This is a genomic window from Ramlibacter sp. PS3R-8, assembly GCF_037572435.1.
In the GTDB taxonomy this organism is placed as follows: domain Bacteria; phylum Pseudomonadota; class Gammaproteobacteria; order Burkholderiales; family Burkholderiaceae_C; genus Ramlibacter.
Window position 1 is genome coordinate 104,702 of the sequence record NZ_JBBHGT010000005.1, and the last position, 15,194, is coordinate 119,895.

The 15,194-nt window shown below is 69.1% G+C and carries 13 protein-coding genes; 5 read left to right on the forward strand and 8 right to left on the reverse strand.

Annotated elements, in window-relative coordinates; genetic code table 11:
- Positions 1–17: 17 nt before the first annotated feature.
- The 7 genes from WG902_RS17330 to WG902_RS17360 all read right to left on the reverse strand — a co-directional run bounded on the left by WG902_RS17330 (position 18) and on the right by WG902_RS17360 (position 8,264).
- Entirely contained in the window at positions 18–761 is a 744-nt protein-coding gene (locus tag WG902_RS17330; RefSeq protein ID WP_340061396.1) for an ABC transporter ATP-binding protein, read from the reverse strand.
- A complete protein-coding gene (locus WG902_RS17335) occupies positions 762–2,531 on the reverse strand; it encodes a branched-chain amino acid ABC transporter ATP-binding protein/permease (protein ID WP_340061397.1) in 1,770 nt (589 codons plus the stop codon).
- Entirely contained in the window at positions 2,532–3,569 is a 1,038-nt protein-coding gene (locus WG902_RS17340; protein WP_340061398.1) for a branched-chain amino acid ABC transporter permease, read from the reverse strand.
- A 119-nt stretch (positions 3,570–3,688) separates the two neighbouring features.
- Entirely contained in the window at positions 3,689–4,813 is a 1,125-nt protein-coding gene (locus WG902_RS17345; protein WP_340061399.1) for an ABC transporter substrate-binding protein, read from the reverse strand.
- Positions 4,814–4,844: 31 nt separating this feature from the next.
- Positions 4,845–5,609 (reverse strand): SDR family NAD(P)-dependent oxidoreductase, encoded by a 765-nt coding sequence (locus WG902_RS17350; RefSeq protein ID WP_340061400.1) that lies wholly within the window; start codon positions 5,607–5,609, stop codon positions 4,845–4,847.
- On the reverse strand, positions 5,606–7,486 hold the full coding sequence (locus WG902_RS17355; protein ID WP_340061401.1) for a feruloyl-CoA synthase: 1,881 nt from the start codon (positions 7,484–7,486) through the stop codon (positions 5,606–5,608). Before WG902_RS17355 ends, WG902_RS17350 begins: the two co-directional genes overlap by 4 nt.
- Position 7,487: 1 nt before the next feature.
- Entirely contained in the window at positions 7,488–8,264 is a 777-nt protein-coding gene (locus WG902_RS17360; RefSeq protein ID WP_340061402.1) for a crotonase/enoyl-CoA hydratase family protein, read from the reverse strand.
- Between the two features lie 103 nt (positions 8,265–8,367).
- Here WG902_RS17360 and WG902_RS17365 point away from each other — a divergent pair, with 103 nt between their 5' ends.
- Positions 8,368–9,231 (forward strand): amidohydrolase family protein, encoded by an 864-nt coding sequence (locus WG902_RS17365; RefSeq protein WP_332824157.1) that lies wholly within the window; start codon positions 8,368–8,370, stop codon positions 9,229–9,231.
- Between the two features lie 64 nt (positions 9,232–9,295).
- On the forward strand, positions 9,296–11,104 hold the full coding sequence (locus tag WG902_RS17370) for an AMP-binding protein (protein ID WP_340061403.1): 1,809 nt from the start codon (positions 9,296–9,298) through the stop codon (positions 11,102–11,104).
- Between the two features lie 171 nt (positions 11,105–11,275).
- Here the strand turns inward: WG902_RS17370 and WG902_RS17375 are convergent, their stop codons facing one another.
- On the reverse strand, positions 11,276–11,884 hold the full coding sequence (locus WG902_RS17375) for a 2-hydroxychromene-2-carboxylate isomerase (RefSeq protein WP_340061404.1): 609 nt from the start codon (positions 11,882–11,884) through the stop codon (positions 11,276–11,278).
- Between WG902_RS17375 and WG902_RS17380 the strand changes: the two genes are divergently transcribed.
- The 3 genes from WG902_RS17380 to WG902_RS17390 are packed head-to-tail and all read left to right on the forward strand — an operon-like array spanning position 11,883 to position 15,056.
- Positions 11,883–12,926, forward strand: a complete 1,044-nt coding sequence (locus WG902_RS17380) for a BadF/BadG/BcrA/BcrD ATPase family protein (RefSeq protein ID WP_340061405.1) — start codon at positions 11,883–11,885, stop codon at positions 12,924–12,926. The genes WG902_RS17375 and WG902_RS17380 overlap by 2 nt on opposite strands.
- On the forward strand, positions 12,923–14,056 hold the full coding sequence (gene nagA, locus WG902_RS17385) for an N-acetylglucosamine-6-phosphate deacetylase (protein ID WP_340061406.1): 1,134 nt from the start codon (positions 12,923–12,925) through the stop codon (positions 14,054–14,056). The genes WG902_RS17380 and nagA overlap by 4 nt, the downstream gene beginning before the upstream one ends.
- Entirely contained in the window at positions 14,046–15,056 is a 1,011-nt protein-coding gene (locus tag WG902_RS17390; protein WP_340061616.1) for an SIS domain-containing protein, read from the forward strand. Before nagA ends, WG902_RS17390 begins: the two co-directional genes overlap by 11 nt.
- Positions 15,057–15,194: the final 138 nt, after the last annotated feature.

Consider the following 15,194-nt stretch of genomic DNA (forward strand, 5'->3'; position numbering starts at 1 on the left):
TTCCTTGGGGATGGGGATCACGGGTTGGCGGGCTGCGGCCGCGCCGCGCCCAGGTAGGTGTCGATGACGCGCGGGTCGCCGGCCAGCTGGCTGGCAGGCCCCTGCATGCTGATCTCGCCGGTCTCGAGCACGTAGCCGTAGTCGGCCACGTTGAGCGCGGCGCGCGCGTTCTGTTCCACCAGCAGGATGGACACGCCTTGCTCGCGCAGGCGCTCGATGATCTGGAAGATCTCGCGCACCACCAGCGGCGCGAGGCCCAGGCTCGGTTCGTCCAGCATCAGCAGCTTGGGCTGCGACATGAGCGCGCGGCCCACGGCCAGCATCTGCCGCTCGCCGCCGGACAAGGTGCCTGCCAGTTGCGCGCGGCGCTCCTTCAGCCGCGGGAACAATGCGTAGACGCGCTCCAGGCCGTCGCGCCACTTCGGCACGCGCAGCTTCATGGGCCGGTAGCCGCCCAGCACCAGGTTGTCCTCCACCGGCATCGTGCCGAACAGCTCGCGCCGCTCCGGCACCAGGGCCATGCCCATCATCACGCGGTCTTCCAGTTCGGTGGACGCGAGGTCCACGCCATCGAGCCGCACCTGGCCGCGGAATGGCAGCAGGCCCATCAGCGCATTGAGCGTGGTCGACTTGCCCGCGCCGTTGGGGCCGATCACCGTGACGACCTGGCCGCGCGGGATCTGGAAGTCGAGGCCGGCCAGCACTTCGGCGCGTCCGTAGCCGGCGTGCAAGCCAGACACCTGGAGCAGCATGTCGGCCATCTAGTGCTCCGTCCCGAGATAAGCCGCGCGCACTTTCGGGCTGGCCTGCACCTGCGCCGGCGTGCCTTCCATGAGGTGGGTGCCGAACTCCATCACGACGATGCGGTCGGTCAGGCCCATCACGAACTCCATGTCGTGCTCCACCAGCAGCAGGCTCATGCCTTCGGTCTTCAACTGGCGCAGCACGTCGGCCAGCGCCTGCTTTTCCTTGTGGCGCAGGCCGGCGGCCGGCTCGTCGAGCAACAGCAGCGCCGGATCGGAGCACAGCGCCCGGGCGATTTCCATCAGCCGTTGCGGCCCCAGCGCGAGGTTGCCGGCAAGTTCATGCATCCGGTCCGCCATGCCGATGCGGGCGAGCTGCCGCTCCGCTTCGGCGAACAGGCCACGCTCCTCGGCGCGGTCCAGCCGCAGGATCGCGCGCACGGTGCCCGACTTGCCTCGCAGGTAGCCGCCGAGGGCGACGTTCTCCAGCACCGTCATCTCCGGGATCATCTTCACGTGCTGGAAGGTGCGCGAGATGCCGCGCCGCGCGATCTGGCGCGAAGGCAGGCCGCCGATGTCCTCGCCGCGGTAGCGCACCTGTCCGGCGGTGAGCGACAGCACGCCGGTGATCAGGTTGAAGGTGGTCGACTTGCCGGCGCCGTTGGGGCCGATCAGGCCGACGATGTCGCCGGCGCGGATCTCGAAGCTGATGTCGTTGACGGCGACCAGCCCGCCGAACTCCTTGCGCACGGCCTGCACCTGCAGCAGCGGCTCGCCCGGCGCCGGCTTGTCGCGCGCGGGCAGCGGCGGCGCGGCCTCCCAGTCGCGCACGCGGTCGGCGCGCGGCAGCCAGCGCGTCACGAAGCTCCACAGCCCCTCGGGCGCGTACTTCAGCACGATCACCAGGATCACGCCGAAGACGATGGTCTCGAAGTTGCCGCTGGTGCCGATCAGCCGCGGCAGCAGCACCTGCAGCTGGTCCTCGATGATCTTCACCACGCCGGCGCCGATGAAGGCCCCCCACACATGGCCCACGCCGCCGAGCACCGCCATGAACAGGTACTCGATGCCCTTGTTGATGCCGAAAGGGCTGGGGCTGACGGTGCGCTGGAAAAAGGCGAACAGCCAGCCGGAAACGGCGGCCAGCACCGCCGCCATCACGAACACCGTGAGTTTGGACTTGAAGGTCGAGATGCCCATGGCTTCGGCCATCGTGGCGCCGCTCTTGAGCGAACGGATGGCCCGGCCCGGCCTCGAATCGAGCAGGTTCATGGAAGCCAGTGCGGCCAGCAGCGCGAAGGCCCAGATCATCACGTGCAGCCCGCGGCCCGTGCCCAGGTCGTAGCCGAAGACCTTCAGCGTGGGAATGTTCAGGATGCCGTCGTACTTGCCCAGGAACTCCATGTTGCCCATGGTGTAGTACAGCGCCAGGCCCCAGGCGATGGTGGCCAGCGGCAGGTAGTGGCCCGACATGCGCAGCGTGATGGCGCCCAGCAGCAGCGCGGCGGCCATGGCGATGCCGACGCCGAGCAGCAGCGCCAGCCACGGCGAGGCGGACATCTTCACCGCCAGGAAGGCGGCGGTGTAGGCGCCGATGCCGACGAAAGCGGCCTGGCCGAAGGAGGTGAGGCCGGCCACGCCCGTCAGCAGCACCAGCCCGAGGGCCACCAGCGCGTAGAGGCCGACGTAGTTGCTCTGCGTGATCCAGAAGTCGGGCACCGGCAACGCCGGCAGCAGGAGCATCAGTAGCGCGAAGGCGGGGAATGCGAAGCGTTGCAACGTGCGCATTCAATGGTCCTCCGTGTGCGGGTCGCGCAGCGACCGCCACAGCAGCACCGGCAGGATGGAGGCGAACACGATCACCTCCTTGAACGCGCTGGCCCAGAAGGAGCCGAAGCTCTCCAGCAACCCGACCCCCAGCGCGCCCACCAGGGCCAGGGGATAGCTGGCGAGGCCGCCGAACACCGCGGCGACGAAGCCCTTCAGGCCGATGATGAAGCCGCTGTCGTAGAAGATCGTCGTGGTCGGACCGATCAGCAGCCCGGACAGCGCGCCGATGAAGGCCGCCATGGTGAAGGCCAGCTGGCCGGCGTTGTTGGAGGAGATGCCCATCAGCCGCGCGCCGGCCCGGTTGACGGCGGTGGCGCGCAGCGCCTTGCCGGTGAGCGTGCGCTCGAAGAACAGGTACAGCAGCACGATCAGCGCCACGGACGCCAGGAAGATGATGACGGCCTGTCCCGTGAGCGCCAGCGGGCCGACGTTGAAACGTGCATCCCAGAAGCTGGGATTGCGAAAGCCTTCGGCGCCGAAGAAGAACAGGCCCAGGCCCACCAGCGCGAAGTGCACGCCGACCGAGACGATCAGCAGCACCAGCACCGATGCGTCCGCGAGCGACTGGTAGGCCAGCCGGTAGATCAGCTTGCCGAAGGGCGTGACCAGTGCCAGCGTCAGCAGCGCCTGGATCACCAGCGGGAAGTTGCGCGGCGCCGCCCAGATGGCGACGATCGACACGGCAACGGGCGTGGCGAGGGTGCGCAGGACCTGCACCGCGATGCGCGCCGGCGGCTGGCGCAGGCGGATTCCATCGACCAGGTCGATGATGGCGGCGGCGGCGGCCAGGACCAGCAGGAACCACACGGTTCCAGGCACCTTGCCGGTCTGCAGCAGGGCGAGCGTCAGTGCGCCGAAAGCGACGAATTCGCCTTGGGGAATGAAGATGACGCGGGTGACCGCGAACACGAGGACGGTGGCGAGCGCCAGCAGCGCATAGACGGCACCGTTGGTGAGGCCGTCCAGCGCGAGGATGCCGGCGATGGAGAGATCCATGGGAGTTTCGTTGTTCTGGATTTCCTCCCTCCCCTCTGGGGGAGGGTTGGGGTGGGGGCGCTTCAGCGCGCGAGCGCCCCCATCCCGGCCTTCCCCCAGAGGGGAAGGAGCAATACCGCTTATTTCTCGACGACGAACTTGCCGCCCGCGACCTTCAGCATCACGCCGGTCTCGTTGGTGTAGCCCCAGTGGTCGTCCTTCGTCCAGTTCATCACGCCATGCGCGAACACGGTGCGGCCCATGGTCTCGAAGGCGTCACGCAGCGCGGCGCGGAATTCGGGGGTGCCGGGCTTGGCCTTCTTCAGCGCGATCGGCACCGCCTTTTCCAGCGCGATGGCGGCGTCGTAGGAGTGGCCGGCGAACTGGTTCGGCGCGCCGAAGGCCTTGTCGTACTTGGTGTAGAAGTCCACGGCCACCTTCTTGGACGGATGGTTGTCGAGCAACTGCTCGCCGACCATCGCCGGGCCGGACACCACGTAGGTGCCTTCGACGGCCTTGCCGCCGATGCGCATCAGGTCCTGCGTGGCCGCGGCATGCGTCTGGTAGATCTTGCCCTTGTAGTTGCGGTCGACGATGGCCATCTGCGGCATGGCGGCGCCGGAGCCCGAGGCCACCACCAGGATCGCGTCCGGGTTCGCGGCAGTCAGCTTCAGCGCTTGCGGGGTCACGCTGGTGTCGGTGCGGGCGAAGCGCTCGGTGGCCACGATCTTCATGCCGGCCTTCTCGGCTTCCGGCGTCAGCGCCTTGAGCCACAGTTCGCCATAGGCGTCGGTGTAGCCCAGGAAGCCGATCGTCTTGACGCCCTGCTTTTTCATGTGCTCCACCACCGCGTGGGCCATGACTTCGTTGCCCTGCGGCAGGCGGAACAGCCACGGGCTGTCGCCGCCCACCGGAGACGCCGCCAGCTGCACCGTCTTGAATTCGGTCGCCACCGGCGTCATCGCGCCGGCCACGGGAGTCAGGCACGAGCCGATGATCAGGTCCACCTTGTCCTCGGTGACGAAGCGCCGGGCGTTGCTCACGCCCTTGCCCGGGTCGGACGCGTCGTCCAGCACGATCAGGTTGACCTTCTCGCCCGCGATCTCCTTGGGGAACAGCTTGAACTGGTTCTGCATCGGGATGCCGAGGCCGGAGCCCGGGCCGGTCAGCGAGAGGCTGACGCCGATGTTGATGTCCGCGAGCGCGGCGCCGGCGCCGGCAAGGGCCACCGCTGCGGCAACGAGGGTACGCGCGATCTTTTTCATGGGGCTATGTCTCCGTGGGTTGGTGAGGGTTTCAGCGCGGCGCCATCCGCAGGGCGCCGTCCAGGCGGATCACCTCGCCGTTGAGGTGCGTGTTGCTGACGATATGACAGGCGAGCTGGGCGAACTCTTCGGGTTTGCCCAGGCGTGAGGGGAACGGGATCGACGCGGCAAGCGACTGCTGCACCGGCTCGGGCAGCTGCTTCATCAGGGGCGTGGAGAACAGGCCCGGCGCGATGGTGCAAACGCGGATGCCGTGCTGCGGCAGGTCGCGCGCCATCGGCAGCGTCATTCCGACCAGTCCGCCCTTGGAGGCGCTGTAGGCCTGCTGGCCGACCTGGCCGTCGAAGGCGGCGACCGAGGCCGTGAACAGCATGACGCCGCGTTCGCCGTCTGCCAGCGGGGGCTGCTTCGCGCAGTCGGCGGCGAACAGCCGGCTGACGTTGTAGGTGCCGACCAGGTTGACGTTGATGACGCGGGCGAAGTCTTCCAGCGGCGCGGCGCTGCCGTCCTTCTGCACGACCCGCTTGGCCGTGCCGATGCCGGCGATGTTCATGAGGATGCGCGCCGGGCCGTGCCGGGCCGCTGCCTTGGCGATGGCGGCCGCGACGCTGTCGGGGCTGGTGATGTCGCACTCGCAGGCGATGCCGTCGATCTCCGTGGCGACTTTCTGGGCCAGTGCGAAGTTCACGTCGAGAACGGCGACTTTCGCGCCGGCCGCCGCCAGTGCGCGCGCCGTCGCTTCGCCGAGGCCGGAGGCGCCGCCGGTGACCAGCGCGGCATGACCCTGGATGTTCATTTCTTCTCCTGCTGCGGCTTGAGCGTGAAGGGCAGGCGGTCTTCGTGGAAGGCCTGCACCAGGGCATCCCGGTGCTTGAGCACCGCGCGCTGGTTGATGGACCCCTTGTCGGTGACCTCGCCCTTGTCGATGGAGGGCGCTTCGTGCAGCAGGTGCAGGCGCGCCACGCGGCTGGAACTGCCGGTTGCCTGCTTCGCGAGCGCGTTGACGACGCCCTGGAAGTGGTCCTGGACGGCAGCGCTCTCCAGCACGTCCTTCAGCGGGGCGTCGGCCGGCAGGTGCGGGACCAGCTTGCGCACCGCGGCGGTGGGGAAGAGCAGGGCGCCGACTTCGTTGCAGTTCAGGCCGGTGATCACCGCGTCCTGCGTGTAGGGAGCGCCGGCCGCAATGATCTTCGCGCGCAGCGGCCCGACGCTGACGAAGGTGCCGGTGGCCAGCTTGAAATCCTCGGCGATGCGGCCGTCGAACTTCAGGCCCTTGTTCGGCTGGCTTTCGTCGATCCACAGCACGGCGTCGCCGGTGCAGAAGAAGCCTTCCTCGTCGAAGCATTCGGCGGTGGCTTCCGGATTGCGCCAGTAGCCGGGCGTGACGTTCGGGCCCTTGTAGCGGATCTCCGTCTTGCCCTCCGTGGGCACCAGCTTCAATTCCATGCCGGGCGTCGGCAGGCCCAGGTAACCGGACCTGACCTCCGGACTGGTGACGAAGACGGCGAACGGCGACGACTCGGTCATGCCCAGGCCGGTGCCCATCACGATGCGTTCGCCGATCTCTGTCTCCTGCACCTCGTGCAGCAGGTCCCAGACCGGCTGCGCGAGCGCCGCGCCGGCGTAGAAGAACATGCGCACGCGCGACAGCAGGTTGCGGCGCAGGACGGCGTCGGACTTCATCGCATGGGCGATCGCCTCGAAGCCGGTGGGCACGTTGAAATAGACGGTGGGCGCGATCTCGCGCAGGTTGCGCAGCGTCTCGGCCATGCCGCCCGGCGTGGGCTTGCCGTCGTCGATGTAGTAGGTGCCGCCGTTGTAGATCGTCAGGCCGATGTTGTGGTTGCCGCCGAAGGTGTGGTTCCACGGCAGCCAGTCCACCAGCACCGGCGGCTCCTCTGCCAGCACCGGCATGGACTGCCGCATCTGCTGCTGGTTGGCGCACCACATGCCGTGCGTGTTGATCACCGCCTTGGGCAGCTTGGTGGAGCCGGAGGTGAACAGGAACTTGGTGATCGTGTCCGGGCCGGTGGCCCGCATCGCCTGGTCGACGGCGGGCGTCGGCTCGGTGTTCAGCAGGTCCTCCAGCGGCGTTGTCCTGCGGCCTTCGATGCGGCCTTCGCCCAGCACGACCTCCACATCGGCGGGCACGGTCGCCTGGATGGCCTTGCCGTAGCGCGCCGCGTCCGTGGTGAAGACGAGACCCGGCGTCAGCGTCTGCAGCACGTGCCGCAGCTTGTCGTAGTCCTGGCTGATGGTCGAATAGGCTGACGACACCGGCGAATAGGGAATGCCGGCGTACAGGCAGCCGAGTGCGATCTGCGCGTGCTCCAGGCTGTTCTCGGACAGGATGGCCACCGGCCGCTCCGGGCCGAGGCGGCGGTCCAGCAGCGCCTGGCCGACGCGCCGTGCGGTGTCGAGCGCTTCTCGGTACGTGATCTTCTGCCACTCGCCGGTGCTGCCGTCGGCATTGCGCATGCGGCGCGCGATGAACACGCGGTTGGGCGCTGTCTCGGCCCAGTGCGCCAGGCGGTCGGTCATGCGGGAGGCGTGGCCCTCCAGCTGCTGGTCGGCGCGCACATACCGCACGCCGCCGGGGCCGTCGCGCAGCACCGCGCGGGTCACGCCGAAGCGCAGCGGCCGGTAGCGGGGAGTGGACGCTGTCGTGTCCATCTCAGCTCTTGCCGACCTTGGCCGCGCGGCCTTCGAGGAAGTCGCGCACCCGCTGCTTGGCCTCGGGCGCGCTCTGCGCGATGGCGGCCATCAGCGCCTCCGTCAGGAAGCCCTGGTCGGCCGGCTGTTCGGCGATGCGCGGCAGCGCGTGCATCAGCGCGTAATTGGTCAGCGGCGCGTTCTGGGCCACGCGCCTCGCAAGCTCCAGCGCCTTGGCGAAGGCCTGTCCCGCGGGCACGAGGTACTGCGCGAAGCCGACGCGCTCGCCTTCATCCGCCTTGTAGACACGGCCCGTGAGCATCATGTCGGTCATGCGGGCCGTGCCGATGAGGCGCGGGATGCGCACCGCGCCGCCGCCGCCCACGAAGATGCCGCGCGAGCCTTCCGGCAGCGCGTAGAAAGTGGTCTCGTCCGCCACGCGGATGTGGCAGGAGGCCGCGAGCTCCAGCCCGCCGCCCACCACCGCGCCGTGCAGGGCCGCGACCACGGGCACCGGGCCGTACTGCACCTCTTCGAGCGCCGCGTGCCACATGCGCGAGTGGTGCAGCCCGGCGCCGGCGTCGCGCTCCGTCAGCTCGGACAGGTCCAGCCCGGCGCAGAAGTGGTCGCCGGCACCGTCGAGCACGGCCGCGCGCACACTGGACGGCAGGTTCTCGAAGGTCGCCCGCACCCCCAGGATCAGGCTGTCGGAGAGCGCATTGCGCTTGGCCGCACGGTTGAGCCGGACGACGGCGACGTCGCCGTCGATTTCGAGCTGGATGTCGGGATGGGAAGTCATGGGGGCCATTTGCGGAGTGGATGGATTATTGTTATAAACAATAACCAATTCAAGGACAAAGGCCTAGGACTTACCCTAGCCAAATACTTCGGAGACAAGGCCCATGGACCACGCCAACCTGATCGCCATCGACGTGCACACGCACGCCGAGGTGAGCTGCTGGAACCCCTTCGACAACTACGGCGAGGAGTACGACCGCGCGGCGGACAAGTACTTCCGCAACAGCCGCCGTCCCACCATCGCCGAGACGATCGAGTACTACCGCAAGATCAAGGTCGGCCTGGTGATGTTCACGGTGGACAGCGAGTCCAAGCTCGGCCGCCGCCGCATCCCGAACGAGGAGATCGCGCAGGCCGCGCGCGAGAACAGCGACATGATGTGCGCCTTCGCCAGCATCGACCCGCACAAGGGCAAGATGGGCGCGCGCGAGGCAGAGCGGCTGATCAAGGAAGAGGGCGTCAGGGGATTCAAGTTCCACCCCACGGTGCAGGGCTACCACCCCTACGACAAGATGGCCTGGCCGATCTACGAGGTGATCAACGCGCACAAGATGCCGACGATCTTCCACACCGGGCACAGCGGCATCGGTTCCGGCATGCGCTGCGGCGGCGGCTTGCGGCTGGAGTACAGCAACCCGATGCACCTGGACGACGTCGCCATCGACTTCCCCGACATGCAGATCGTGATGGCGCACCCCAGCTTCCCGTGGCAGGACGAAGCCTTGTCCGTCGCCACGCACAAGCCCAACGTGTGGATCGACCTTTCCGGCTGGAGCCCGAAGTACTTTCCCAAGCAATTGGTGCAATACGCCAACACGCTGTTGAAGGACCGCATCCTGTTCGGCAGCGACTACCCGCTGATCACGCCGGAGCGCTGGATGAAGGACTTCGAGGAAGCGGGGTTCAAGCCCGAGGTGATGCCCGGCATCCTGAAAGGCAACGCGGTGCGGTTGCTGGGGTTTGCGTGACCACGGCGCGCCGCACGGCCGCCCGAAGGCGCGAGAACCGCAGCGCGCCGCGCGGAGGTTTCCTGTGACCTTCCGGGAGCTCGCCGACATCGAGGCCCTGGAACGAACGCCGTATGAGGAAGCGATCCCGGCGCGCACCACTTATGGGTTGATCGCGCGGGCGGCGCAGCGCTACGGTGAGCGCGCCGCCTTCACCTACCTGCAGGATGGCGAGCTCGGCACGGCGCCGCTGCGCACCTCGTACCGCGAGCTGCTGGCCAACATCCATCGCGCCGCCAACCTGTTCCGCCGGCTCGGCGTCGGCGAGCAGGATGCGGTCGCCATCCTGGGGCCGAACATTCCGTCCACGCACTACGCGCTGTGGGGCGCCCAGGTGGCGGGGCGCGCCTGCCCGATCAACTTCATGCTGCAGCCGGACCACATCGCGGCTCTGCTCGATGCGAGCGGCGCCAAGGTGGTGGTGGCGCTCGGGCCTTGTGCTGAACTCGATGTGTGGGGCACCTTGCAGAAAGTGCCCGGGCTCGCTTCGCGCACCGTGCTTGCGATCGGTGGCGATTTCGAAGAACGGCTGGCCCGGGAATCGGACGTGCTGGCGTTCGATCCGCATCTCACGCCGGACCGCGTCGCCGCGCTGTTCCACACGGGTGGAACGACGGGCGCGCCGAAGCTGGTGCAGCACACGCACGGCAACGAGGCGCATGCGTCGTGGTTCGCGCATCGCTTCTACGGCTTCGACGAGCACACGGTGGAGGTCAACGGCTTTCCGCTGTTCCACGTGGCCGGCGCATTCGTCTACGGGCTGGCGTTGCTGGCCATCGGTGCGCGGCAGGTGCTGCCCACCGTCACCGGCATGCGCAATGCAGCGTTCCTGCGCAACTACTGGAAATTCTGCGAGAGCGAGCACGTGACGGCGCTGGCCTGCGTGCCGACCATCCTGTCCGGGCTGTGCAACCTGCCGGTGGATGCGGACATCTCGCGCGTGCAGGTCGCGTATACGGGCGGCTCGCCGCTGCCCACCGAGCTGGCCGCGCGGTTCGAGCAGGCGACGGGCATCGCCGTGCGCAACATCCTGGGCATGACGGAGTGCGCGGGACTGGTGTCGATCGAACCGTTCCACGCGCCGCGCGTGCCGGGTTCCGCCGGGCTTCCGCTGCCTTACACGCAGGTGCGGGTGGTGCCCTGGCGCGATGGCGGCGTGCAACTCGGTGAGACCTGCGCCGCGGGCGAGACCGGCGTGGTCGTGCTGCGCGGGCCCAACGTCAGCCCGGGCTATACGGATGCCGCGCGCAACGCCGGCATGTTCGACGACGGCTGGCTGGTGTCGGGCGACCTCGGGCATGTCGATGCTCAGGGTTATGTGCACGTCACCGGCCGGGCCAAGGACGTCATCATCCGCGGCTCGCACAACATCGACCCGGGACTGGTGGAGGACGCCTTCCTGGCGCACCCCGCGGTTGCCATGTGCGCGGTGGTGAGCGAACCCGATGCGCATTCAGGAGAAGTGCCGGCGGCTTTCGTGATGCTCAAGCCGGGTGTGCAGGTGACGGGCGAGTCCCTGCTGGCCGAAGTGGCGCCGCGTGTCTACGAACGCCCCGCCGTGCCCAAGCGCGTGGTGGTGCTGGACGCCTTGCCGCTCACCGCCGTCGGCAAGATCTACAAGCCGGCGCTGCGGGTGCGGGCGGTGGAGTTGAAGTTGCAGGAGCTCCTGTCAGCCGCGGCGCCGGGGGTGGCGTTGCGCGTGAGTGCGAAAGAGAAGGGCGCGGGGTGCGTTGCCGAGGTCGTCGTGCAAGGGGATCGCGACGCCCGGCTGGAGCGGAAGCTGCGCGAGGCGCTGGGGGCTAGCGCGGTTGAGACGAGTTTCAGCTTTCGGTGAGGAATGCGGACAACCGGAATGCGGACAACCGGACGCAGAAGGCGCAGAAGTTGCGCAGAAGTCGCAAAAGGACTTCCGGATTTCCTCAGGATTTTTCTCTTGGACTCTTCTGCGACTTCTGCGTAACTTTTGCGCCTTCTGCGTCCGGCTGTTTGGCTGTCCGCTTTCAAACTACCACCCCCCCGTAGCCAACCACTCCTCCGCCTCCCCCAACCGGTCCACCCCCCAGAATGGCTCGCCGTCCACCACCAGCGTCGGCGATCCGAACACTCCGGCCTCGATCGACGCCGAAACCGCGCTGCGCAGCAGCGTCGACGCTTCGTTCGACGCCACGCCCGCTGCCAGCTCGCCCGGAACCAGCCCCGCCGGCAATGCGATCGACGCCACCGCTTCCGGCGTCGACAGGTCGCGGCCCTCCGCCCAGAAGGCGTGGTACAGCGCATGCACCAGCGCAGCCTGCAGCCCGGGATGGTGTTGCCGCACCCAATAGAAGGCGCGCGCGGCCGGCAGCGGGTTGCCGACAGGCGCATTGAGGTCACGCCCGAGCCGCAAGCCGCGCTTGCGCGCATGCCGCAGGACGTCGCGGCGCACGTAGTCGCCCTTCAACGGCGTGTCCAGCAGCGGCTTCAGTCCCATCACCTTCATCACCGCCACGCCCAGCAGCATCGGCCGCCACTCAACGACGCGGCCATGCCGGGCGGCGAGTTGCTCCACCTCCAGGCTGGCGAAATAGCCGTAGGGCGAAATGAAGTCGAAGTAGAAGGGCAGGGGAGCTGGCATGGGTTGCGCGCGAGCTTACCGTGCTGCCCGGCGCAAGGTTCGTCCGACGCACCGACGAGCAGCCGGGCGCCCTGCTGAGCTGCAACTCGGCACGCGCCCGTGGTCTAACAACCATGCAAGAACAGGAAGCCGACGGAGGGAGGGCCCCGTCCTGACGGCTGATTACCTCATCGGCGTGGACGGCGGCGGCAGCGGAACGCGCGCCGTGGTCGAGCACGTCCGCCACGGCTTGGTGGGCGCCGCGAGTGCGGGGCCGTCCGCGCTCGGCCAGGGGATCGACCAGGCCTGGGCCAACGTCGAAGCCGCGGTCCGGCAGGCGTTCGCGGCGGGCGGGGTGGACGTCCCGCCTTGGCGCCACTGCGCCCTGGCGGTCGGCCTGTCCGGCGTCAGCCACCGTCCCTGGCGCGACGCATTCCTGGCGCGCAATCCCGGCTTTGCGCGGATCGACGCCGAAACCGATTCCTACACGATGCTGCTCGGCGCCCACGGCGGCAGGGCGGGAGCCATCGTGATCGCCGGCACGGGCAGCATCGCGGAATCGGTGCGCGCCGACGGCAGCCGCGCTACAGTCGGCGGATGGGGTTTTCGCGTGGATGACGAAGGCAGCGGCGGCTGGCTCGGCCTGCAGGCCGTGCGCCATGGGCTTGCCGCCTTCGACGGACGGGCCAACGTGAGCCCGCTGGCGCGCCGCGTCTGGATGCACTGCGGCGACGAACGCGAAACCTTGCAGTCCTGGTGCGCCGAGTCCGGCCAGTTCGAATTCGCCCAGCTCGCACGCGCCGTCTTCGAGTGCGAGGCCACCGATCAGGCCGCCGCGCGCCTGCTGCAGCAAGCCACCGAGTCCCTGGAAAACCTCGCCCTGGCGATCGACCCGCGCGGCCGGCTGCCGCTGGCCGTGGCCGGCAGCATCGGCGAGCGGCTCACGCCGCGCATGCGGCCCGCCCTGCGCGCGCGCATCGTGCCGGCGCAGGCGGGCGCCGCGGAAGGCGCGCTGATGCTGGCCCGCCGCGCGATGCGCAACGTGACGGAAGTGGCCCTGTGACGCGGACGCTGGCAGGCCGGATCTTCACCCCCCAGGGCGCCATCGACGGCGCCCTCCGCATCGGGCCGGACGGCCGCATCGAAGCCATCGACGGCGCCCCGGTCCCCGCAGGCCGCGAGCGCGAAGGCGCGACCCGCCTGCTGCTGCCAGGCTTCATCGACCTGCACGTCCACGGCGGCGGCGGCCGCGACGTGATGGAAGGCGGCGACGCCGCCCTGCAGGTGGCCCGCCGCCACGCGCAGCACGGCACCACGTCGCTGCTGGCCACCACGATGACCGCGCCGGTCGAGGACTTGCGCATGGCGCTGCAGCCGGTCGGCGCGCTGTGCCGTGCCGCCGCCCCCGGGGCGGCGCGCATCCTCGGCATCCACCTCGAAGGCCCCTTCATCAACGCCGGCAAGCTGGGCGCACAGCCGGACTACGCGCGGCCGGTGGCGCTGGCGGAGCTGCGGCAGCTGGACGCGCTGGCGCCGATCCGCTTGCTGACGCTGGCGCCGGAGGTGCCCGGCAACATGGAGGCGATCGCGTCGCTGGTCGCCGCCGGGTATCGCGTGCAGATCGGCCACACGCTCGGCACCTACGAGGACGGCGTGCAGGCGCTGCAACGCGGCGCCAGCGGCTTCACCCACCTGTTCAACGCCATGACGCCGCTGCACCACCGCATGCCCGGCATGGTGGGCGCCGCGCTGGCGCACGCGCAGTTCGCCGAAGTCATTCCCGACCTGCTGCACGTGCATCCCGGCGCCATCCGCGCCGCCCTGCGCAGCATCCCCTGCCTGTATTGCGTGACGGATTCGACGGCGGCCACCGGCATGCCCGATGGCGAATACCGCCTGGGGCGGCAGCCGGTCACCAAGTGCCTGGGCGGGGTGCGGCTGGCCGACGGCACCCTGGCCGGCTCCACCTTGACCATGGACCGGGCCTTGCGCAACCTGGTCGACGTGATCGGGGTGCCGCTGGCTGACGCCGTCCGTCGCGTGTCCACGCATGCGGCCGATTTCCTGGGCGTCGCGGACCGCGGCCGGCTGGCAGTGGGCGGCTGGGCCGACGTGGTGGTGGTCGACGCCGGCTTGCGGGTGCACGAAGTCTTCGTCGAAGGAGCAGCGGTCGATGTCGCGCATGCTGGATGAAGCCCGCGAGGCGCCGGCCGCCGTCGCGTACCAGTTGCGCCAGGACGGCGACCGCTGGCAGGCTTTCGGTGCCAGGTTGCGTGCGCAGCCCCCGACGTCGCTGCTGACCATTGCCCGCGGCAGTTCCGACCATGCCGCGCATTACGCGGCTTACCTGATCATGGCGCGCATGGGACGGCTGGTGACGTCCATGCCGATGTCGCTGGTGACGCTTTACCAGTCGGAGATTCGTTGCGAGGGGCTGGGCTCTTTCGCCTTCTCCCAATCCGGCCAGAGCCCCGACCTGGTGGGCCCGACGGAGTACTTTCGTGCACATGGCGCTGTCACCTGCGCTTTCGTCAACGACACCGATTCCCCGCTGGCGCGCGCCGCCGAATGGATGTTCGGCCTGCATGCCGGCCAGGAAACCAGCGTCGCGGCCACCAAGAGTTTCATCGCGCAGCTGGTCGCCGGCGCACGGCTGACGGCGGCCTGGCAGGACGACGCCGCGCTGGCCTCGGCGCTGGAGCAACTGCCCGATTGCATGGAACGTGCCTGCGCGGCGGATTGGTCCTCGGCCGTCGGTCCCCTGGCCGCCGCCGACCGCCTGTTTGTCATCGGCCGGGGGCTGGGCATGCCGGTGGCGATGGAGGCGGCGTTGAAGTTCAAGGAGACCTGCGGCATCCAGGCCGAGGCTTTCAGCGGCGCGGAGGTGCAGCATGGCCCCATGCGGCTGATCGAGGAGGGCTACCCGCTGCTGGTGTTCGCGCCGCGCGGGCCCGCGCAGGCCGGCTTGCTGGCGCTCGCACAGGCGATGCGCGATCGCGGTGCACGCGTGCTGCTGGCGGCGCCGCAGGGCACGCCGGGCGCCAACCTGCCGCTGGTGGAAGCCAGCGTGCCGGAGCTCGACCCGGTGTGCGCCATCCAGAGTTTCTATCCCATGGTCGAAGCCCTCGCGCGCGCTCGCGGCAACGACCCGGACCGGCCGCCGCACCTGAACAAAGTGACGCGCACCCGTTGAGCGCCGGCCGCGCGCGCCCCACTGTCGTTTACACGCAGTCGATGAACTCGCACCCCTTGTTTTTATCTACCGTTCACCTACAGTGAAGTCGGCGATCGACCTACATGGCGCGTTGCTGCAGAACCAGCCCTGTGGGAG